At 67.8% G+C, this 20,761-nt stretch carries 17 protein-coding genes; 10 read left to right on the forward strand and 7 right to left on the reverse strand.

Annotated features, from left to right (window positions below):
* Positions 1-53: 53 nt before the first annotated feature.
* From ACQ754_RS01925 to ACQ754_RS01935, 3 genes are all read left to right on the forward strand, one after another.
* The gene (locus tag ACQ754_RS01925; protein ID WP_440995294.1) at positions 54-1,355 is read left to right on the forward strand and encodes an MFS transporter; all 1,302 of its coding nucleotides are present in this window, start codon (positions 54-56) and stop codon (positions 1,353-1,355) included.
* Complete coding sequence (tsaB, locus tag ACQ754_RS01930) at positions 1,352-2,026, forward strand: tRNA (adenosine(37)-N6)-threonylcarbamoyltransferase complex dimerization subunit type 1 TsaB (protein WP_440995295.1); 675 nt, start codon at positions 1,352-1,354, stop codon at positions 2,024-2,026. The genes ACQ754_RS01925 and tsaB overlap by 4 nt, the downstream gene beginning before the upstream one ends.
* Positions 2,027-2,116: 90 nt before the next feature.
* Positions 2,117-2,563: an Hsp20/alpha crystallin family protein gene (locus tag ACQ754_RS01935; protein WP_440995296.1), complete on the forward strand. Its 447-nt coding sequence runs from the start codon at positions 2,117-2,119 to the stop codon at positions 2,561-2,563.
* Positions 2,564-2,609: 46 nt separating this feature from the next.
* On the opposite strand, the gene uvrA is transcribed toward ACQ754_RS01935, so the two are convergent.
* Positions 2,610-8,159 (reverse strand): excinuclease ABC subunit UvrA, encoded by a 5,550-nt coding sequence (gene uvrA / locus ACQ754_RS01940; protein ID WP_440995297.1) that lies wholly within the window; start codon positions 8,157-8,159, stop codon positions 2,610-2,612.
* Between the two features lie 24 nt (positions 8,160-8,183).
* Positions 8,184-8,813: a class II aldolase/adducin family protein gene (locus tag ACQ754_RS01945; protein WP_440995298.1), complete on the reverse strand. Its 630-nt coding sequence runs from the start codon at positions 8,811-8,813 to the stop codon at positions 8,184-8,186.
* Between the two features lie 295 nt (positions 8,814-9,108).
* On the opposite strand from ACQ754_RS01945, the gene ACQ754_RS01950 reads away from it, so the two are divergent.
* Positions 9,109-10,050 (forward strand): phospholipase A, encoded by a 942-nt coding sequence (locus tag ACQ754_RS01950; RefSeq protein WP_440995299.1) that lies wholly within the window; start codon positions 9,109-9,111, stop codon positions 10,048-10,050.
* Positions 10,051-10,053: 3 nt separating this feature from the next.
* Here the strand turns inward: ACQ754_RS01950 and ACQ754_RS01955 are convergent, their stop codons facing one another.
* From ACQ754_RS01955 to ACQ754_RS01975, 5 genes are all read right to left on the reverse strand, one after another.
* Positions 10,054-10,671 carry an exosortase H-associated membrane protein gene (locus ACQ754_RS01955; RefSeq protein WP_440995300.1) on the reverse strand — a complete coding sequence of 206 codons (618 nt, stop codon included), beginning with the start codon at positions 10,669-10,671 and terminating at the stop codon, positions 10,054-10,056.
* Positions 10,664-11,170, reverse strand: coding sequence for an exosortase H (gene xrtH / locus ACQ754_RS01960; protein WP_440995301.1), 507 nt, complete (start codon positions 11,168-11,170; stop codon positions 10,664-10,666). The genes ACQ754_RS01955 and xrtH overlap by 8 nt, the downstream gene beginning before the upstream one ends.
* Before the next feature lie 22 nt (positions 11,171-11,192).
* Positions 11,193-12,848, reverse strand: a complete 1,656-nt coding sequence (locus ACQ754_RS01965; RefSeq protein WP_440995302.1) for an FMN-binding glutamate synthase family protein — start codon at positions 12,846-12,848, stop codon at positions 11,193-11,195.
* 96 nt (positions 12,849-12,944) lie between these two features.
* Positions 12,945-15,023, reverse strand: coding sequence for a GNAT family N-acetyltransferase (locus tag ACQ754_RS01970; protein ID WP_440995303.1), 2,079 nt, complete (start codon positions 15,021-15,023; stop codon positions 12,945-12,947).
* A gap of 11 nt (positions 15,024-15,034) precedes the next feature.
* Entirely contained in the window at positions 15,035-15,616 is a 582-nt protein-coding gene (locus ACQ754_RS01975) for a TIGR00730 family Rossman fold protein (RefSeq protein ID WP_440995304.1), read from the reverse strand.
* Positions 15,617-15,909: 293 nt separating this feature from the next.
* Between ACQ754_RS01975 and ccoN the strand changes: the two genes are divergently transcribed.
* The 6 genes from ccoN to ccoG are packed head-to-tail and all read left to right on the forward strand — an operon-like array spanning position 15,910 to position 20,758.
* Positions 15,910-17,328 (forward strand): cytochrome-c oxidase, cbb3-type subunit I, encoded by a 1,419-nt coding sequence (gene ccoN, locus ACQ754_RS01980; RefSeq protein ID WP_440995305.1) that lies wholly within the window; start codon positions 15,910-15,912, stop codon positions 17,326-17,328.
* A 12-nt stretch (positions 17,329-17,340) separates the two neighbouring features.
* Entirely contained in the window at positions 17,341-17,946 is a 606-nt protein-coding gene (ccoO, locus tag ACQ754_RS01985) for a cytochrome-c oxidase, cbb3-type subunit II (RefSeq protein ID WP_440995306.1), read from the forward strand.
* Between the two features lie 9 nt (positions 17,947-17,955).
* A complete protein-coding gene (locus ACQ754_RS01990; protein ID WP_440995307.1) occupies positions 17,956-18,126 on the forward strand; it encodes a cbb3-type cytochrome oxidase subunit 3 in 171 nt (56 codons plus the stop codon).
* Positions 18,123-19,031, forward strand: coding sequence for a cytochrome-c oxidase, cbb3-type subunit III (ccoP, locus tag ACQ754_RS01995; RefSeq protein ID WP_440995308.1), 909 nt, complete (start codon positions 18,123-18,125; stop codon positions 19,029-19,031). Before ACQ754_RS01990 ends, ccoP begins: the two co-directional genes overlap by 4 nt.
* Positions 19,024-19,335 (forward strand): hypothetical protein, encoded by a 312-nt coding sequence (locus ACQ754_RS02000; RefSeq protein WP_440995309.1) that lies wholly within the window; start codon positions 19,024-19,026, stop codon positions 19,333-19,335. Before ccoP ends, ACQ754_RS02000 begins: the two co-directional genes overlap by 8 nt.
* A complete protein-coding gene (ccoG, locus tag ACQ754_RS02005; RefSeq protein WP_440995310.1) occupies positions 19,328-20,758 on the forward strand; it encodes a cytochrome c oxidase accessory protein CcoG in 1,431 nt (476 codons plus the stop codon). The genes ACQ754_RS02000 and ccoG overlap by 8 nt, the downstream gene beginning before the upstream one ends.
* Positions 20,759-20,761 lie beyond the last annotated feature (3 nt).

The following is a 20,761-nucleotide window of genomic DNA, read 5'->3' on the forward strand; positions in this document are numbered from 1 at the left end:
ATCCGATTACAGTATAGTCCGCCCCGAGAGCCCCGGTACGATCCATCCTTGGCATGCTGAAAACCATTACCCCGTTCATCGCCCTGTTCGTCTCCTTCGGTCTGCTGCTCACCGGTGGCGGGCTGCTGGGTACGCTCGTCGGCGTGCGCATGACCATGGAATGGTTCCCGACCCAGGTCATCGGCCTGGTGGCGGCGTGCTATTCGGTGGGCTTCGTGCTCGCCACCCGGGTCTGTGGCCGGTTGATCGCCCGGGTCGGCCATATCCGCGCCTTCGCGGCCTTTGCGGTGATCGGCGCCATCAGCACCCTGGCCTATCCGATCTTCATTGAGCCGGCCGTGTGGGGGGCGATGCGCCTGGTCTACGGCTTCTCCATCGCCGGGCTGTACATGGTTACCGAGAGCTGGCTCAACGACCGCACGCCGCGGGAATACCGGGGCCAGGTCTTCGGGTTCTATAGCGTGGTCACCTATGTCGGTCTCGGCGGTGGCCAGTTCCTGCTCATGTTCGCCGATCCCGGCGGCTTCGAGCTGTTCAGCCTGTCCGCCGCCCTCATCGGTCTCGCCCTGGTCCCGGTGACCGTGACCCGCACCTCCTCGCCGGAGCTCCGCGAGATCGCCGCCATCGGACTGCGCGAGCTCTACCGCGCCTCCCCGCTCGGGCTAATGGCCTCGGCGGCGGCCGGGCTGATCAACGGCGCGTTCCTGGGCATGGGGCCGGTGTACGCCCGCGGTGCCGGCTTCAGCTCCTCCATGATCGCCATACTCATGGGGCTGACCATTGTCGGTGGCTTCCTGCTGCAGTACCCCATCGGGCGGCTCTCCGACCTCTACAACCGCCGGGACGTGATCGCCACCGTGTCGGCGGCTGTTGCCGTGGCCAGCTTTGGCATGGTGTTCCTTACCGGGGTGAGCGCGCTGGCGGTCGTGATCATGGCCATGCTCTGGGGCGGGTTGGCCTTCACCATCTATCCGCTATCGGTATCGCTGACCAACGATTTCGTCGATGCCTCCCAGCTCCTCGGTGCCAGCGCCGGGCTGCTCCTGGTCCATGGCGTGGGCATGATCGTGGGGCCGGTGCTGACCTCCCAGCTCATGGGTCTGATCGGGCCGACGGGGCTCTTCTGGGCCCTGGGGGTGACGGCGATGGCGCTGGCGGCCTATGCCCTGGTGCGCCAGCGTGTCGGTCCGCCGCTGTCGGTCCGGGAGGCCTCCAGCTACCAGATGGGGCCAAGCAGCAGCCCGTATACGGGGACCTTTGATCCCTATGCGGAGAATGTGCAGCTGGAGTTCGATTTCGAGGCCGCGGAGGCGCCGCCCGCGGCGACGGTAAGGGGGGAGGAGACGCCGCAATGAACCGCCTGCTGGCGATCGATACCACCACCGAGGCGTGCTCGGTGGCATTAGCGACGGACGCCGGGACCGTCGCCCGCTCCGCCACCGCGGGACACCGGCACTCGGGCATGGTCCTCGCCATGGTGGAGGAGGTCCTCGCCGAGGCGGATTACCGTCTGGCCACGCTGTCCGCCATCGCCTGTTGCCGCGGGCCGGGTTCATTCACCGGCGTGCGTATCTCGGTCGGTGTGGCCCAGGGGCTTGCGCTCGGCGCGGGGCTGGGCGTGATCCCGGTATCGACACTGGCCACGGTCGCCCGCGGCGCTTGCCGTGAGCACGGCGTGGAACGTGTGGCCGTGGCCATGGATGCGCGCATGGGGGAGGTGTACTGGGGTTGTTTCTGGTGGAGTGGCCAATGCCTCGTCCCTGCCGCGGCGGAGCGGGTCTGTCAGCCCGGCATGGTATCACTGCCGGGGGAGGGGGCAGTCTGGCATGGTACCGGCACCGGATTCAGCGCCCATGGTGAGGAACTTGGTGGCATCCTCGGTGAGCGGCTCGTCGGGACCGATCCCGGTCGGCTGCCCGATGCCGTGGACTGCCTGGCCCTGGCCCGGGAGGCCGGAACGGCACCCGTGTCGCCGGAGGCGGTGATTCCGGCCTATCTGCGTGATCGTGTCGCCGGGGGGCCTTGAACGGTAACGGGAGATCCCCATATTCCGGAATGAGTCGACGTAAATGGTACGCGACAAGAGTGTTCCACGATTCAAAGGGAGGTGATCGCTATGGATATGACCCGTTATCGTCCGGGCCGCAGCCCTTCCACACTCAGCGACGAATTCAACCGACTGTTCGAGTCCCCGCTCATGGACCTCGCCCGGGACTTCTCCACCGTGGAGACCAGCCAGTGGGTCCCGGCGGTGGATATCCGCGAGGAGAAGGACAAGTTCGTGGTCGAGGCGGATATCCCCGGCGTGAAGCCCGAGGATATCGAGGTGACCATGGAGAACGGGGTCCTCTCCATCCGCGGTGAGCGTAGCAGCGAGACCACCAGCGATGAGGGTGGCGTTCGTCGCCGGGAGCGTTCCCACGGCGTGTTCTATCGGCGCTTCGCGCTGCCGGACAGCGCGGACCCGGAGAACATCCGCGCCCGTGGTGATCAGGGGGTGCTGCACATCGACATCGGCAAGCGAGACGCCGCCGTTTCCCGCCGTATCCCGGTGGAGCAGTAACGGCGGCGGGCAACATCCCGGTCCTAGCACCCGTGGGGCGGCGCGATCAGCGCTGCCCCGTTCGTTTGCCTGCCTCCCCCGCCGCGGGGCCGGCCCGGCGTTCATCGAGGAACTCCCGGAGGATCTGGCCAGTGGGGGTCTTCGCATCGGCCACCGCCTCCGGCGTGCCACTGGCGACCAATCGTCCCCCTGCCTCGCCGCCCTCCGGTCCGAGGTCCAGGATCCAGTCCGCCTCGGCGATGATGTCCAGGTTGTGCTCGATGACCACCACCGTGTGCCCGGCATCGACGAGTCGGTGGAACACCCCGATGAGCTTCTCCACGTCCGCCATGTGCAGCCCGACAGTGGGCTCGTCGAGCAGGTAGAGGGTATGGGGCGGGCGCCTCCGGGGGCTCCCCGAGCCGGCCTTGGCCAGCTCGGTGACCAGCTTCAGCCGTTGGGCCTCGCCGCCGGAGAGGGTGGGGCTGGGCTGGCCCAGGGTCAGATAGCCCAGGCCCGTGTCCTGGAGCAGGCGCAGGGTGTGGTGCACCTTCCGGTGGGCGGCGAAGAACTCCACCGCCTCATCCACGCTCATGGCGAGGACGTCACCCGCGGAGTGCCCGCGCCAGGTCACGGCCAGGGTCTCCGGCGTGAATCGCAGGCCGTGACAGACCTCGCAGGGCGTGGTGACGTCCGGCAGGAAGCTCATCTCGATCCGGCGCATCCCCTGGCCGTCGCAGCCCCCACAGCGGCCCTCCGGCGTGTTGAAGGAGAACCGCCCCGGGCCGTAGCCGCGAATCCGCGCCTCCTCGGTCTGGGCGAACAGGCGTCGGATCTCGTCCCAGATGCCGACATAGGTCGCCGGGCACGAGCGGGGGGTCTTGCCGATGGGCGTCTGGTCCACTTCCAGTACCCGGCCGACCGCCGCCCAGCCCTCGACGGCCTGGCATCCCCGTAGGGCTTCCCCGGCCCCGGACGCTCCGCCGAGCAGGCGGCGCAGGTCCGAGAGGAGGACGTCGCGCACCAGGGTGGACTTGCCGGAGCCGGATACGCCGCTGACCACCGTGAGCCGTGACAGCGGGATACGGGCATCGACGTAGCGGAGGTTATGGCGGTGGGCCCCGACGATCCGGAGCGCCTCGGCGCCGGTACTGTCCCGCCGGTGGCTCGCCAAGGGATGGTGCAGGGGGTTGGCGAGGCAGCGGCCAGTCACGGAGTCGGGGTTGGCGAGGAGCTCCCCGGGCGTGCCGGCCGCGACGACGCGCCCGCCATGAACCCCCGCCCCGGGGCCGAGGTCAATCACGTGCTCCGCGCGGCGTATCGTTTCCTCGTCGTGCTCCACCACCACGATGGTGTTGCCCTTGCCCTCCAGGCGGGCAAGGGTGTCGAGGAGCATGCGGTTGTCCCGCGGGTGGAGGCCGATCGTGGGTTCGTCGAGGATGTAGCACACACCCTGGAGATTGGAGCCGAGCTGTGCGGCGAGGCGGATGCGTTGGGCCTCGCCGCCGGACAGCGTCGGCGCGCTACGGTCCAGGGTGAGATAGCCGAGCCCGACCTCCGCGAGGAAGCGAAGCCGGTTTTGGATCTCCGGCAGGATATCCCGGGCGATGGTGGCACCCCGTTCGCCCAGCTCCAGGCTCCGGAAACGCTCCCCGGCGGCGTCTACGGTTTCGGCGCTGAGCTCGCTGATCCCATATCCCGCCAGGCGAACGGCGCGGGCGACGGCGTTGAGCCGGCTGCCGCCGCAATCCGGGCACAGGCGCGCCTCCTCCGCCTCGCTGTTTCGCCAGGTGGACTCCTCGCCGGTCTGCTCCGCGTCGAAGCCGGGCAGGACCTCGCCGGTACCGAAACACCTCGGGCACCACCCGTGCTTGGAGTTGTAGGAGAACAACCTTGGGTCCAGGGGCGCGAAGCTCTGCCCGCAGCCGGGGCAGGCGCGGCGCGTGGAGACCAGCCGCTCGTCGCCGTTGTGGACGATGCGCGCGGTCCCGCCGCCATAGGCGAGCGCGTCCTCCAGGGCCTCGCGCAGGGCGGATTCCCGGGCGGGATCCGCGGTGAGCTCCGCGATCGGCAGATCGATGTCGTGCTCCTGGTAACGGTCCAGGCGTTGCCAGTCGGTGGTCGGGCGGTCCTCGCCGTCCACCCGCAGCCACTCGTGGCCCCTGCCGGCGGCCCATCGGGCGAGCTCGTTATAGTAGCCCTTGCGCGCGATGACCAGCGGTGCGAGCAGGCGGATACGCGTGCCGCGGTGCTCGGCGAGCAGCTGGGCGGTGATGGCCCCGGGGGTTTGCTCGCGGATCGGCAGATCGCAGTCCGGGCAGTACTGGGTGCCGAGCTTGACGAACAGCAGCCGGAGGAAGTGGTGGATCTCCGTCATGGTGGCCACGGTGCTCTTGCGGCCGCCCCGGCTGGTGCGCTGCTCAATGGCCACCGTGGGCGGGATCCCGGAAATGGCGTCCACGTCCGGGCGCGAGGCCGGCTGGACGAACTGCCGGGCATAGGCATTGAGGGATTCCAGGTAACGGCGTTGGCCCTCGTTGAATAGGATGTCGAAGGCCACCGTGGACTTCCCCGACCCCGAAATGCCGGTGATCACCGTCAGGCGGTCGCGGGGGATGTCGACGTCGATGCCGCGCAGATTGTGTTCCCGGGCGTGTTGGATGTGGATGGCCGCCGGGCTCCGTGGTGCCGGCGGCGACTCGCGAACCACGGTGCTGGGCTCCGGCATCAGGGTGTACGGCCCCTGACGATGCCCTCGGAGGGCGGTGGCGGTGTGGCCTGCCCCATGTGCGCGCAGCGACGCTGGTGTGCCGCTCGCCACCAGGGTCCCGCCCCGGTCACCGCCCTCGGGACCGAGATCGATGATCCAGTCGGCGGCGGCCATGACGTCCAGGTTGTGCTCGATGACCACCAACGTGTGGCCCTCTGCGAGCAGCCGGCGGAACGCCCCGAGCAGGACGGCGATATCGTGGAAGTGCAGCCCGGTGGTCGGCTCGTCGAGGAGCAACAGCAGTCGCTCGCCGCGCTCGCGCCCGGCGTTTCGGGCCAGGTGGCCGGCGAGCTTGAGCCGTTGGGATTCGCCCCCGGAGAGGGTGGGCACCGGCTGGCCGAGACGCAGGTAACCGAGCCCAACGTCGGTTAGCGGCGCAAGGCCACGGAGGATCTCGGGCTGGTCCGCGAAGAACCCCAGGGCCTCGGTGACGGTCATCTCGAGGACCTCGGCGATGGAACAGGGTGGCCCTGTGCCTTGGCCCGCCGGGGCGACGGTGACCTCGAGGACCTCGGGTCGGTAGCGGCGACCGTCGCAATCCGGGCAGCGCAGGTAGACGTCGGAGAGGAACTGCATCTCCACGTGCTCGAAGCCGTTACCGCCGCAGGTGGGGCAGCGCCCGGCACCGGAATTAAAGCTGAATGTCCCCTTGGTATAACCGCGCTCCCGGGCCAAAGGTTGCGCGGCGAAGAGCTTGCGTATGCCCTCGAAGGCGCCGACGTAACTCGCTGGATTGGAGCGCGTCGTGCGCCCGATAGGGGCCTGGTCCACCAGCACCACATCGTCGAGGATGCCGTCGCCCAGGATCTCGTCGTGTTCCCCCGGCACGTCCACGGGATGTCCGCGTCGCTTGCGCAAGCCCCGGTAGAGAACGTCGTTCATGAGCGTGGACTTCCCGGAGCCGGAGACGCCCGTGAGCACGGTCATCCGCCCATGAGGGAAGGCGACGTTCAGGTCGCGCAGGTTGTTGGCGCGGGCGCCTCGCACCGTCAACCATTCGGTGGCCGCCGTGGGCTGATCGGCGTCGGCCCCCCCCACCGTGCGACGGCCTTGGAGGTAGTCCGCCGTCAGCGATGCCGTGGCGCTGGCCAGCTCCCGCGGCGAACCCTGGAAGACGATGCGGCCACCGCGTTCGCCGGGACCCGGGCCGATGTCGATGATGCGGTCCGCGGCGGCCATCACCTGGGGGTCGTGCTCCACCACCAGCAGGGAGTTACCGGCGTCCCGGAGCCGTTGCATCACGGCGATGATCCGTTCCATGTCCCGGGGGTGCAGGCCGATGCTGGGTTCGTCGAGCACGAACAGGGTATTGACCAGGGAGGTGCCGAGGGCAGTGGTCAGGTTGATGCGCTGTACCTCGCCGCCGGAGAGGGTGCGGGACTGGCGGTCCAGGGTCAGGTAGCCCAGCCCCACCTCATTGAGGTAGCGGAGACGACCGCCGATGCCCTCGAGCAGGACCTGTGCCGCATCGTCCAGGGGCGCGGGCAGCGCAACGGCCTCGAAGAACGCCCGGGTGCGCTCCAGGGGCAGGCGCAGCAGGTCATGGATGCATAGGCCGGGCAGGGTGGCAAGGCGTTCCGCCGGCAGCGTGGCGCCCTCGGGGCGAAAGCGTTGCTCCGGTGCCAGGGCCGCGTCCGCAGTCTCCCGATCACCGAGTCGCCAGGCCAGGGCCTCCGGCTTGAGGCGGGCCCCATGGCAGCGCGGGCAGAGGTCGTAGCTGCGGTAGCGCGACAGCAGCACCCGCACGTGCATCTTGTAGGAGCGCGATTCGAGCCACTCGAAGTAACGCCGGACCCCGTACCAGGTGTCCGGTTGGTCCCAGTCCCCCTCGCCCTCGATCACCCACCGGCGGTCCGCCTCGTCGAGTTCCTGCCAGGGGACGTCCGTCGGTACGCCGCGCCGGCGCGCATAGGCCAGCAGATCGGATTGGCACTCCGCCGACTGCCCGGACTGCCATGGCCGGATGGCGCCCTCGGCCAGGCTGAGGCGGGGGTCGGGGATCACTAGGTCGTAATCGATGCCCATGACCCGGCCGAAGCCGCGGCAGTGCTCACAGGCCCCCATGGGGGAGTTGAAGGAGAACAGGTTGGGCTCAGGGTCCCGATAATGGCGGTCGCAGTCGGGGCAGTGCAGGGCGGAGGAGAACCGGTATTGGGCCCGCACTGTATGCGTATCGTCCAGGATGTCGGCGCGCATGTGGCCGCGGCCGTGCCTCAGCGCGACCTCTGCGGCCTCCACCAGCCGGCCGCGGCGTGACTCCTCCAGACGCAAGCGGTCTTGGATCACTTCGAAGCCGTCGGTGGTGGCCTCGATCCGGGTATAGCCTTGGCGCTGGAGCAGCGAGCGGACCTCGTCGGCGCCGAACCCCTCGGGCACGGAGACGGTAAAACGGATCACCGCCCGTTCCCCCGGTGCCTGGTGGAGCAGTTGCTCGGCGATGCCCGGCGGGCTGTCCCGGCGCACGCGCCGGCCGCAGCCCAGGCAGTAGAGTTCCGCGGCGCGGGCATAGAGGAGCTTCAGGTGGTCGTTCAGCTCGGTCATGGTGCCCACGGTGGAGCGCGATGTTCGCACCGGATTGGTCTGATCGATGGCGATGGCCGGGGGGATGCCGTCGATGCGGTCCGCGGCCGGCTTGTCCATGCGGTCGAGAAACTGGCGCGCATACGGGGAGAAGGTCTCGACGTAGCGGCGCTGGCCCTCGGAGTAGACCGTGTCGAAGGCGAGCGAGGATTTACCGGACCCGGAGACCCCGGTAATCACCACCAACTCCCCCAGCGGGATGTCGAGGTCCAGGCCACGCAGGTTGTTCTGGCGTGCACCACGAATGCGGATGCGCTCGTCGCTCAAGATGTCGGTCTCCAGGGTTGGCGGTCAGTCGGAGCTGGCGGCGGCCAGGGCCGCGGCGAGGGCGCCGAGCAGGGCGCAGCCCGCGGTTTCCGCGCCGGGGGCATAGGCGACGATGCCGTCGCGGTGTCCCCCCATGGCGAACAGGCCGCTGCTGCCTTCCCGTGCTACCACCTGCGTTACCGCCCGGGCCATCTCGGGGGTACCGTAGGGGACTTCCGCGGGGGTGGCGGCGATCCCCAGCTCGGAATGGCGTCCCCATATCTCGGGGGAATGGACATGGAAGACCCAGGCGACGGCGGCATCCGCGGCATAGACGGCACCGTGGGTGAGTGACTCCGAGGAGGGGCGGACCGGTCCCAGCGAGCGCACCGCGTTCTGGCCTGCGTCCCAATGGGTCACGCGGGTGTAGCCATCGGGCCCAAGGATCGACCACCCGCCGGTCTGGGTACCGCTCACCAGGAAGCCATCGCCGTCCGGCAATCGGCGGCTGACATTGCCGAATCCGAGTCCCCCGTAGCGCTTCGGATCCTGCCCGAGCAGGGCCAATCGGTGCAGGATCTGGCGCCAGGCGTCGAGACCCGCTACGAGGCCCCGCGCGGGCGCAGGCCCGTGCCGGTGGCGAAGCTCGAACTTGATGACGCCTTCCTGCTCCATCCCGTGCGTTCCCGGTGTGATCGGTATCGGGGCCTGCAAGCGTAACCGATCGCGGAGCCCCCCTGCATGCCGGCGGGGTTGCCTGCCCTTCCCGGCGTCGGCGGCATTGGCCATAATTCGAGACTCCATGCCGGCCAGCGAGATGGGGGCCTTGCCTGTGCACCATTGCGGGTTGCGACCGTACCTTGCCGGTATCGTCTGTGCTGGTCTCCTTGGTGGTCCGGCGGGGGCGATAGGCGCGGACGATACCGGGTCCGCGGGACGGGGGCTACCGGATGAGCGGCTGCAGGGTTGTATGGAGCTGGAGGATCCCCAGGATCGCCTGACCTGTTACGACACGACCCTGGGGCGCACCCCCACCGGACGGTCTGCCGATGAGCTGTTGCCGGGGGAACGCGCGGGCGGCGAGGCGGAACTGCAGGCGGAGGCCGAGCGCCCGGAGCCCTCGGCCCTGGCACGTCGCTGGGAGCTGGTGGCGCAGAGCGATCGCGGCCCCTTCGTCATCACCCCTTACCGACCCACCTACATCCTTCCGCTTTCCTATCAGTTCTCCCCGGACCGGCGGGGCATTATTGAGAGGGACTCCGGGGGCGGGGATAACGTGGAGCTCAAGTATCAGATCAGCCTCAAGGCTAAGGTCTGGCCGGATCTGTTCTCACGCCGGGGTGATCTGTGGTTGGCGTACACGCAGCAGTCCTACTGGCAGGCCTACGACGGTGGCGCCTCGCGGCCGTTTCGTGAGACCAACTATGAGCCGGAGCTGATCTATTCCTACCGTACCGACTTCGATCTATTCGGCCTGTATGGCCGCGTGGTCACCCTCGGGCTCAGTCACATGTCCAATGGTCGCAGCGACCCCCTGTCGCGGAGCTGGAACCGGCTCACGACCGGGGTGTTGTTCGATAATGGTGACCTGGCGGTCTCCGCCCGGGGCTGGTGGCGGATCCCCGAGGCGGCCTCCGAGGACGACAATCCGGATATCGTCGACTATTACGGCCACGGGGAGCTGCGCGGCCACTACCGCGACGGCCCGAACACGTACACGGTCACGCTGCGCAGCAATCTCGGTATTGATGCCCCGTTGCGGGGGGCCGTACAGCTCGATTACACGCGGCCCATCGGGGGAGGCCTGAAGGGCTACTTGCAGCTGTTCCATGGCTACGGCGAGAGCCTGATCGGCTATGATCACGAGGCCACTCGGCTGAGCCTGGGCGTGATGGTCATTGACTGGTTGTAGGGGTCATTGTGCGCTGGTCTCGCGACCGGCCAGGCGCAGGACCTCCGGCATGTGCCAGCCCGCCCACCAGATCACCGGGATTACGGGCGGCAAGATCAGGCTGCCCAACTGATAGCCCAGGGCCACGCCCTCACGCCCCAGGCGTGGCAACTCCACTGCCGCGGCGACCTCTGGACCCAGGCGGTGGCCGAGTGTCAGCAGCGCCTCGAAGGTCACGCCCCACGCCTGGATCGCAAGGACCAGGAAAAAGCCGGTGAGCACGCAGGCGAGCCTCCTCGGCCAGGCGCCACCCTCCGCCGCCAAGGTGAGGGCCGCGATGATGGGCAGACCATAGCCATACTTCAGGGCGTTGACCGAGAACACCACCTCCGCGGCGCGCCCATCGGTGTCCGCACCTCGGCCCGGGAGCATGGAGGGATCGAAGCGGGTGACCACATCGATGCTTACACGACTCGCCTCCGCACCGGCCACCGCCGCGGGCTGGAGGGCGGTAAGTAGTGGATCCATAAGCCATCCCAAGGGTAGCAACAGCAGCGGCGACCCCCAGGCCCAGATGCTGAAGGCAATGACGAGCCACAGCAGGGTACGGACGATGAATGCCTTCGGCTCGAGCTCAGGCATGGGCAGCGGCCTCCGGTGCCGGCAGCCGCCGCAGCCAGATCAGGAATACCACCAGCGCATCGAGGATGATCAGGGCCTGCCACAGGTAGAGGTGCGCGAACTCGAAGATCGCTTCGTTCCACTGCAGCAGGTAGAACAGGGTGATGATGCGAACCAGGTTGAGCGCCTGAATTGCCACGAAGCCGGCGCCGAGGCCGAGGAGGCGGTAACGCCAGGGCGCTGGGAATGCCATGACCGCCGCGAACAGCGCGATCATGGCCTCTACGCCGTTGCAGCCCGGCTGGATCGCCACGGCGGCGCCATTGCCGCTGTGCCGCAGGATGACGCCCTGAGCGATGACATTGCCGTCGAAGAGCTGCACGAGCCAGGCGGAAACATGGGCCACGCCGGCGGTGAACGGCCGAATGACGTGCTCTTGTACCGGCATCAACATCTCGGCGGTGAACAGCGCGACGAGCAGGCCGAGGAAAAGCAGCAGCCGCAGTAACGGGTGTCGCATGATCGCCCTCTGGAATCCCGGGTCAGCGTAGCTTAGTGGTACGAAGCCCGGCAATCTCCGCTGGTGGCGCGAAGCTGTCGGGCCGGGCGCTGGCCCAGTAGTCGCGGAACATGGGCGCGTCGGTGTCTCCCTCCAAGAGCTCTCCGGGCATCAGAAACTGGTGGAGGTCGCGGTAGGAGAGGGCCTCGGTACGCGAGATCCGGCGCAGGACGTGCTCCGGGCCGATCTCGGAGGGGTGGCTGAGGCCGGTGGCGGCGAGCATCTCCGCCAACGAGGTCAGGGTGCTGCGGTGGAAATGATAGACCCGGTCCCCCTTGTCGGTGACGTCTAGGTTGGCACCGCGGCGCGGGTCCTGGGTCGCGACCCCCGTTGGACAGCGGTCCGTGTGACAGGACAGGGACTGGATACAGCCCAATGAGAACATAAAGCCGCGGGCGGAGTTGCACCAGTCCGCCCCCAGGGCCAGGGTACGGGCGATGTGGAAGGCGGTGGTGATCTTGCCGGCCGCCGCCACCCGCACCCGTTCCCGCAGCCCCGCGCCCACCAGGGTGTTGTGCACCAGTAGCAGGCCGTCATTGAGGGGCATGCCGAGGCGGTTGATGAATTCCAGCGGGGCCGCCCCGGTGCCGCCCTCACCGCCGTCTACCACCACGAAGTCCGGGTGCTCGCCGCTGGCGAGCATGGCCTTGACGATGCCGAACCACTCCCACGGTTGGCCGATGGCGAGCTTGATGCCCACTGGCTTGCCGTCGGCGAGTTCGCGGAGCTCGCAAATGAAGTCCATGAGCTCCCGGGGCGTGCGGAAGGCGGAATGGCTGGCGGGGGAGATGACATCCTGTCCCACCGGGACCTCCCGTGTCTCGGCGATCTCGGCGGTGACCTTGGCAGCGGGGAGGATGCCGCCATGGCCGGGCTTGGCACCCTGGGAAAGCTTGATCTCAATCATGCGGACGCTGTCCCGGCGGGCGTGTTCGCGGAAGCGCTCGGCGTTGAAACGGCCATCGGCATCACGGCAGCCAAAGTAGCCGGAGCCGATCTCCCAGACCAGATCCGCCCCGTGGCTGAGGTGGTAGCGGGAGATGGCCCCCTCGCCGGTGTCGTGATAGAAGCCGCCGCGGGCGGCCCCGGCGTTCAGGGCGGTGATCGCGTTGGCGGAGAGGGCGCCGAAGCTCATCGCCGAGACATTCAGCAGGCTGGTGGAATACGGCCGCGCCGGGTCTGCGCCCACCGTGACTCGGAAATCCGGGTCGGAGACCGGCGCCGGCCGCAGGGACGGGCTCAACCACTCGTAGCCCTCGGCATAAACATCGAGAAGGGTTCCGAAGGGTTTCTTGTCGTGGACCTGCTTGGCGCGCTGGTACACCACCGCCCGCTGCTGCCGCGAGAACGGCCGCTCCTCGGTATCGGATTCGATGAAGTACTGGCGGATCTCCGGGCCGATGGATTCCAGGCCATAACGAAGGTGGGCGAGGATCGGGTAGTTACGGCTGACGGTGTGTCGCCGCTGGAGGATATCCCGGGTCCCCAGGGCGGAGAGGGCGGCGAACACCAAGGCTGCGGGCCAGAGCCACCAGACACCGAGGAGCCATGCGGGTAGAGAGACCGCGAGGCCAGCAAGGCTGAGAATATAGGCGGCGTAGCGTGCCGGGGGGCAGACGCGGCGCAGGAGGTAGTGCATGCAGGCGGCTCCCGTTTTGCCTTGGGTGTCGTGTTCGCCGGGGATCTTAGCCGCCGTGCCCTCTCCCGGAAACGGTAAAGGGGAACACTGCCAGGCTCACTGTGGCGCCACGGCGAGCAGCATGGCGACGGCCCGGCGCAGGCGGTCGGTGACTTGGCGACGTCCGGACGCCGAGGCCTCCGCGGCGAGCGTGGCCCAGCCTTGATGCTGGAGGAAGCGGCCGATGAGCAGCGCACGGTCCGTGGGGGACAAGGCCTCGGGCAGACCCCCGGCGCCGGCGGAGAGCAGGAGCCGTTGGATGGCGGCACCGGCGTCGTCGGCGCCTCGGTGGCCATGGGCGAAGGCGGCGGCGATAGCCCGGTCCCGGCCGGTGGGGGGCGGGAAGGGGAGTCCCTGGAGTAATGCGGCGACCAACGCCGCCGGCGAGTCCCGGAGGGGGCCGGCGAGGCGCCAGGGCAGGTCGTTGGCGAAGGCCGTCGTACCGAGGCTGGTGAGCGCACGGCCGGCGGCCGAGCACGGGCGCAGCATGAAGGCGGCGCGGGTGCCGCTGGCGGCGTCCCGCCGGTGGCCCACGTGGATGGGATCGAATCCCGCCGAGCGCCAGAAGGCCAGGAGCTCGGGGGTGGCACCAAAGACCGTGCCGGCGGTGTCCAGGCCATCGGCGGCGGCCGCCTCTGTAATGGCCGTGAGCAGGCGCCGGCCGAGGCCGCGGCGTTGCAGATCCGGGTGCACGGCAAGGCGGTGGACGCGCCGATGTCGCAGGCGGGTGGCATCCGCCAGGCCGGCATGGGCGGCCAGCGACTGGGGGAGGAGGTGGCCTCGGAGGCGCCGTTCGCCGTGGAGTATCGCGCCCTGAAGATCCCGCGGCAGCCCGCCCTCTTCCAGCGTCAGTCCCGCGGCGATCGTGTGTCCTGCGCCGTCGACGATTCGCCAGATGGCCGCCTCCGGGGCCTCCAGCATGCGCCGCAGGTCCTCCGGGCGTGTCTGGTAGTGCGCGTCGACAAGCAGCCCGAAGAGCTCGCGAAGCGCCCGCTCGTCGGCGGCCAAGGCCGAGGCACGCACGTGTTCCACCTGTGGTGGGGAATCCGGGGTGGTAACGCCGGTGGCCGGCTCGGCGTCGAGGAGCAGGGCCTCGAACAGGAATGCCTCCAGGGGATCACCCGTGGCCCATCGGACCGGAGTGGCCAAATGGAGCGCCGTGTATTCCGGGGCGATCCGTTCCAGTGTCTCCCGGAAACGGAGGCGGAAGCCGCGGCCGGTGCCCTCGTAGCCATGGATGGTGGTGGCGAAGGCCACCCGTTGGTAGCGCTGGAGCAGGGCCTCCAGGACGGGGCCGGACAGCCCGGCCGCCTCATCCACGAGCAGCAGCTGCGCGTCGTGGTGATGGCGCAGGAGCTCGTCGGCGGGAAGGAAACGCACCGCGGGTGTGACGTCCGCCCCCGCGTGCCGCAGCAGTGTCGTGGCGGCGGAACGCCGGGGCGCGGTGACGAGTATCGAGGCGTAACCGCTGGCGGCGAGGCGTGCCGCGGCAATCCCCAACGCAGCGCTCTTGCCCCGTCCGCGGTCCGCGGTGATCACGCACGGGTGCGGCCGAGGCGAGGATGCGACGCCGAGGACCGCCGCTACCGCCGCCTCCTGATCCCGGGTGGCGCATTGGGGATCCGCCGCTGGTGCAGTGGGTGGCGGCGGTGGAGGGAGCGGAGGAGGCGCCGCCGGGTGGATCATCACGGAGGCGTCTTCACGCAACAGCCGGATCAAGCGGCGGCGGAAGTGCCCGGCGGCATCGACGGGCTCTGCCGGCCAGGACAGCCAGCGTGCCAGCCCCGGATCCGCGAGAGATGGCCAGTCCGGGAGCGCTGGCACCAGCAGGCAGAGCAACCCGCCCCCTTGGACCGCGCCCGCCGCCGCGGCCAGCGCGTCCAGGTCCAGTCCTTCGCGGACGTCGATCAGAATGTCGCGGTACTCATGCCCCAATAGGGCCCCGGCGTCGTCCGGCCGGACGCTGCCCACCGGCAGGTCGGTGGCACTGGTTACCGCGATCGCCGGGGCCTCGAGGGCTGCCGCTGTAGGTGCGAGTGTTGCCGGCGGGGGAAGGACCACCAGCCGGCGGTATGCGTTATGGGGATCCCGGGCCTCGGCAAGGTACGCGCGGAGCCTGCTTGTGGAAGGGACCATCGACGCGACGCCTAGGTGCTCCGCTCGTCGATCCACTGGGTGACACGTGGTGGTCGATAGGCGGCGAATCCCTCCAGCAAACCGTCCGGGTCGTCCCCGACCAGTAGCATCTCCCGGTGGGAGCGTGGCAGAAAGCCCGCCGTCACCGCGGCGTCGAGGAAGCGCACCAGGTGATCGAAATAGCCGGCAACGTTGAGCAGCCCGCAGGGCTTACGGTGGAAGCCGAGCTGTGCCCAGGTGAGGATCTCGAAGACCTCCTCCAGCGTGCCCAGGCCGCCGGGTAGGGCGATGAATGCGTCCGAGAGCTCGGCCATGCGCGCCTTGCGCTGGTGCATGGAGTCCACTACCTCGAGGTCGGTGATCTCCCGATGGCCCACCTCCCGTGCGAGCAGGCTCTCGGGGATGACGCCGATGACCTCGCCGCCGGCGTCTAGGGCACCGTCCGCCACCGCGCCCATCATTCCGACGGCGGCGCCGCCGTATACCACGGTCGCCCGTTGCCGGGCGAGGGCGGCCCCCAGGGCGAAGGCGGCCTCACGGAACTCCGGGTGGTGGCCGGGGCGCGACCCGCAGTAGACACAGATGCGCTTCATTCTCCCTCCAATGGTGTTCCGGGCGCAGCGGCACGCCGGGGACGGCCCGCGTCCACTATTACGTAGAAGCATATGTTTATGCTATTTTTGTGGTTGCTCCGGGGCGCCACCCGGTGGCGACCTAAGCGAGTTGATGCAAATCAACAACCCCGGCGGCGTCTACGCGATAATGATGCAGCGCTCGGGTAGTTTCGTCGAGCCGCGCAGGACAGGCGAGCCCGCCACTTCGCACGGCGGGGCCAAGCGCGACAACTACTAATCCGCAATCCGTACTTGAGATGGAAATCCGATCTATGGACGCGACACCGGCCTACAACGACAAAGTGGTGCGCCAGTTCGCCATCGCGACGGTGGTATGGGGGGTGGTGGGCATGCTCGTCGGCGTGTTCATCGCGGCCCAGATGTACTGGCCTGCACTGAATTTCGACTTGCCATGGCTGACCTTTAGCCGTTTGCGGCCCCTGCATACCAATGCCGTGATCTTCGCGTTCGGGGGCAGCGCGTTGATCGGCACCTCCTACTATGTGGTGCAGCGCACCTGTGGCAGGCGATTGTTGTCGGACGCGCTGACCGCATTCACCTTCTGGGGCTGGCAGGTGGTCATCGTGGCGGCCGCGATCACCCTGCCGCTGGGGATTACCCAGAGCAAGGAGTATGCGGAGCTCGAGTGGCCCATCGATGTGCTAATCACGTTGGTGTGGGTCGCCTACGCGGTGGTCTTCTTCGGCACCATCCTCAAGCGCCGGGAAAAGCATATCTACGTGGCCAACTGGTTCTACGGCGCGTTCATCATCACCATCGCGCTGCTCCACGTGGTGAATAATCTGGCCATCCCGGTGTCGCTGACCAAGTCCTACCCGGTCTACTCCGGTGCGGTGGATGCGATGGTGCAGTGGTGGTACGGGCACAACGCGGTGGGCTTCTTCCTGACCGCGGGCTTTCTCGGGATGATGTACTACTTTGTGCCCAAGCAGGCGGGGCGGCCGATCTATTCGTACCGGCTTTCGGTGGTGCACTTCTGGGCCTTGATCTCGGTGTACATGTGGGCCGGCCCCCACCATCTGCACTGGACGGCCCTGCCGGAATGGGCCCAGTCGCTGGGTATGGTGTTCTCGCTGATCCTGCTTGCGCCGTCATGGGGCGGCATGATCAACGGGATCATGACGTTGTCCGGGGCGTGGCATAAGCTCCGCGATGACCCGATCATCCGCTTCCTCATCGTCTCCCTATCGTTCTACGGCATGTCCACGTTCGAGGGGCCGATGATGTCCATCAAGACGGTGAACGCGCTGTCCCACTACACCGACTGGACGATCGGCCACGTGCATTCGGGGGCGCTGGGCTGGGTGGCGTTCATCACCATCGGATCCATGTATGCGCTGATCCCCAAGCTCTGGGGGCGCGAGCAGATGTATAGCATCAAGGCCATCGGTGCCCATTTCTGGATCGCCACCATCGGCGTGGTGCTCTACATCGCCTCCATGTGGATCGCGGGCGTCATGCAGGGACTGATGTGGCGGGCGACCAATCCGGACGGCACCCTTACCTACAGCTTCGTGCAGTCCCTCGAGGCTACCTATCCCTACTATGCGGTGCGTCTGCTCGGCGGCGTGCTGTTCCTTACCGGCATGCTGATCATGGCCTGGAACGTGTGGATGACCGTTCGCCCGCACGAGCGTGCAGCGACACGCCCGGCACCGGAAACCGCTTGAGGAGCACCATCGATGTCACATGAGGTAGTCGAGAAAAACGTCGGGCTGATGGCGGTGCTCATCTTCATCGTGGTGAGCATCGGTGGCCTGGTGGAGATCGTGCCGTTGCTGTTCGCCTCCCAGACCACTGAGCCGGTGGAGGGGGTGGAACCCGATCCGCCGCTGGAATTCGCGGGTCGGGATGTCTACGTGCGTGAGGGTTGCTACAACTGTCACTCCCAGCAGATCCGGCCCTTCCGCGCGGAGACCGAACGCTACGGCCACTATTCGGTGGCGGGGGAGTTCGTCTACGACCGTCCCTTCCAGTGGGGGTCCAAGCGCACCGGCCCTGATCTGGCCCGCGTCGGTGGCCGGTATTCCGATGACTGGCACTACGCGCATCTGATGAACCCTAGGGACGTGGTGCCCGAGTCCAATATGCCCGCCTACCCGTGGTTGGCGGAACGGGAGTTGGACCCGGAGGCGGTGGTCTCGCGGATGCGCTCGCAGAAGCGGCTCCTCGGTGTCCCGTATAGCGAGGAGCAGCTCAATGAGGCCGCGTCACAACTCGAGGGCAAGACCGAAATGGATGCCGTGATCGCCTACCTCCAGGGGCTGGGCACGGCGGTGAGCCGGTGAGGGTGGGCCATGGATAGCGGTACCGTCAGCGGCATCATTACCGGGGTCCTCCTGGTGATATTCGTCGGCATTGTGTTCTGGGCCTACAGCGGTCGCCGCAAGAAGGACTTCGACGAGGCGGCCCGCCTGCCTGTCGATGCGGAGCGGCGTGACGAAAAAGACAGAAGGAATGGGCAATGAGCAGCTTCTGGCACTGGTTCATCATCGTACTCACGCTGGCGAACATCGCCGCCTGCTACTGGTTGATCCGCTGGACGGCCAAGCCCCGTCCGGGGGAGGCGGCGGCCCACGAGACCACCGGTCACGTCTGGGACGACGATCTCACTGAATACAATCAGCCCATGCCCCGATGGTGGCTGTATCTGTTCTATATCACCATCGTGTTCGCGCTGGTCTACCTGGTCCTTTTCCCCGGGCTCGGGCGGTATGACGGGGTGCTCGGCTGGAGCCAGTACTCGAAGTGGGAACAGGAGGTGGCGGCAATGCGTGAGCAGACCGCGGAGCTCTACGAGTCCTACGCGGCCACGCCGGTGCCCGAGTTGGCCGGCAACCCGCAGGCCATGGAGACCGGCCGCCGCTTGTTCGCCAACAACTGCGCGGTCTGCCACGGCTCGGACGGGCGTGGCGCGCGGGGTTATCCCAACCTGGCCGATGACTCCTGGCAATACGGTGGTGATCCGGACACCATCAAGGCGACCCTCACCAATGGCCGTAACGGGGTGATGCCCGCCTTCGGTGACAGCCTGAGCAGGCGGCAGATCGAGCAGGTGTCCGCCTACGTGTATACGCTCAACGGCCGGAATGCGCCGCAGCAACTGGTGGATGCGGGCGAGGGGATCTACATGCAGCAATGCGTGGCCTGTCACGGGGCGGACGGTACCGGTAACCCCCAGATCGGCGCCGTGGACCTTACCGACGATGTCTGGCGCTTCGGGGGCTCGCTGGAAAGCATCCGGGAGACACTGAATAACGGGCGTCAGGCGCAAATGCCGGCCCAGCAGGATCTCCTCGATGAGGAGCAGATCCATGTTCTGACCGCGTACGTGTATCGGCTGTCCGGGCAGGCGGGGGGTGCCAGTGAGTGACCAACCCATGACGCCGCGCCAGCGCCGCCGGGTGCGCTGGCTCGGGGCCATCCTGTGGCCGTCGTTTCTGACCGCGGGGGTGGCCACCATGGTGTTCTTCGCCAACGTGGATCCGGAAACCCTGCGCTACGAAACGGTCCCGGACTGGGAGATCGGACGGCGCCTGGGCTACACCCTGGGGTTTTTCATGTTCTGGGCGGTGTGCGCCGTTTCCAGCGCGGTCAGCGTCTGGTTGTTCGCCCCCGCCGGCCGGCCCCGCCGGCCGGGAACCGAGCCGAGGGAGGAAGAGGACACCGATGAGTGAGGCAGGCCAGGGGCGGCGTCACCAGCGTCGTGGCGAGCCACAGGCGGACAACGCCGAAGTCGGCTCCCTGTACCAGTCCCGGGAGAAGGTCTACCCGCGGGAGATCAAGGGGCGCTTCCAGACCCTGCGCAAGATTGCGGTCTTCGCGCTGCTGGGCCTGTATTACCTGCTGCCCTGGGTACCCTGGAACGGCCGTCAGGCGGTGCTGCTGGATCTGCCCGCACGGCAGTTCCATATCTTCGGCATGACCTTCTGGCCCCAGGACTTCTTTTTCCTGGCCCTGTTGCTGATCATCGCCGCTTTGGCACTGTTCTTCGTCACCGCCCTGGCGGGCCGGGTGTGGTGCGGCTACGCCTGCCCGCAGACGGTCTGGACCGAGGTGTTCCTGTGGATGGAGCACTGGACCGAGGGCGATCGGGCCAAGCGGATGAAGCTGGACAAGGGGCCGTGGACGCGGGAAAAGATTCTCCGCAAGCTGAGCAAGCACTCCCTCTGGGTGATCTTTGCGGCCTGGACGGGTTTCACCTTCGTGGGGTTCTTCACCCCCATCCGCGAGCTCGGTGAGCGGCTCATCGTCTTCAATCTGGGTCCCTGGGAGACCTTCTGGATGGTCTTCTACGGCTTCGCCACTTGGGGCAACGCCGGGTTCATGCGGGAGAACGTCTGTCTGTACATGTGCCCGTATGCGCGCTTTCAAAGCGCGATGTTCGACCGCGACACCTTGATCATCTCCTACGACGAAGCGCGCGGTGAGCCCCGTGGTCCGCGGAAACGGGGCGCGGATCCCCGGGAGCTCGGGCTCGGCGACTGCATCGATTGTACGTTGTGCGTACAGGTCTGCCCGACCGGCATCGACATCCGTGATGGGCTGCAATATGAGTGCATCGCCTGTGGCGCCTGCATCGATGCCTGCGATCAGGTCATGGACCGAATGGGCTACCCGCGCGGGTTGATCCGCTACACGACCGAGAATGCCCTGGAGGGCAAGCCGACCCATGTGCTCCGCCCGCGGGTGATCGTGTACTCGGTGCTACTCCTCGCCCTGTTGGTCGGCACCCTGACGGCGGTCGCCATGCGTACCCCCCTGCGGGTGGATATCCTTCCGGATCGCAATGTCCTCTATCGGGAGCTCGATGAAGGGTTGGTCGAGAACGTCTACACACTGAGGGTGATGAACATGGGCCAGGAACCGCGGACCTACACCGTGGCGGCGGCCGGGATCAGCGGGCTGGTGGTGGAGACCGATCCCGAGCGGTTCACCGTTGCGGCCGGCGAGCAACGCGCCATCCCCACCCGCCTGCGGGCACAGGTAGAGGACGTCCGCGGCGCCGGCCAGGACGTAACCATCACGGTGAACGCGGTGGATGATTCGGTGTCCACCTCGGAGACCACCCGTTTCCATGGCCCCGTACCGGGACGGTGAATC

It is taken from the genome of Arhodomonas sp. SL1 (assembly GCF_052060015.1).
GTDB lineage: Bacteria > Pseudomonadota > Gammaproteobacteria > Nitrococcales > Nitrococcaceae > Arhodomonas.

Coding starts and splice junctions, on each gene's coding strand:
- ACQ754_RS01970 (WP_440995303.1), bottom strand. CDS start 15,023: ATGGTCCCTTCCACAAGCAGGCTCCGCGCGTACCTTGCCGAGGCCCGG.
- ccoG (WP_440995310.1), top strand. CDS start 19,328: ATGAGTGAGGCAGGCCAGGGGCGGCGTCACCAGCGTCGTGGCGAGCCA.
- ACQ754_RS01990 (WP_440995307.1), top strand. CDS start 17,956: ATGGATAGCGGTACCGTCAGCGGCATCATTACCGGGGTCCTCCTGGTG.
- ccoP (WP_440995308.1), top strand. CDS start 18,123: ATGAGCAGCTTCTGGCACTGGTTCATCATCGTACTCACGCTGGCGAAC.
- ccoN (WP_440995305.1), top strand. CDS start 15,910: ATGGACGCGACACCGGCCTACAACGACAAAGTGGTGCGCCAGTTCGCC.
- ACQ754_RS01950 (WP_440995299.1), top strand. CDS start 9,109: ATGGAGCTGGAGGATCCCCAGGATCGCCTGACCTGTTACGACACGACC.
- ACQ754_RS01945 (WP_440995298.1), bottom strand. CDS start 8,813: ATGGAGCAGGAAGGCGTCATCAAGTTCGAGCTTCGCCACCGGCACGGG.
- ccoO (WP_440995306.1), top strand. CDS start 17,341: ATGTCACATGAGGTAGTCGAGAAAAACGTCGGGCTGATGGCGGTGCTC.
- ACQ754_RS01955 (WP_440995300.1), bottom strand. CDS start 10,671: ATGCCTGAGCTCGAGCCGAAGGCATTCATCGTCCGTACCCTGCTGTGG.
- tsaB (WP_440995295.1), top strand. CDS start 1,352: ATGAACCGCCTGCTGGCGATCGATACCACCACCGAGGCGTGCTCGGTG.
- ACQ754_RS01975 (WP_440995304.1), bottom strand. CDS start 15,616: ATGAAGCGCATCTGTGTCTACTGCGGGTCGCGCCCCGGCCACCACCCG.
- ACQ754_RS01925 (WP_440995294.1), top strand. CDS start 54: ATGCTGAAAACCATTACCCCGTTCATCGCCCTGTTCGTCTCCTTCGGT.
- ACQ754_RS01965 (WP_440995302.1), bottom strand. CDS start 12,848: ATGCACTACCTCCTGCGCCGCGTCTGCCCCCCGGCACGCTACGCCGCC.
- ACQ754_RS01935 (WP_440995296.1), top strand. CDS start 2,117: ATGGATATGACCCGTTATCGTCCGGGCCGCAGCCCTTCCACACTCAGC.
- xrtH (WP_440995301.1), bottom strand. CDS start 11,170: ATGCGACACCCGTTACTGCGGCTGCTGCTTTTCCTCGGCCTGCTCGTC.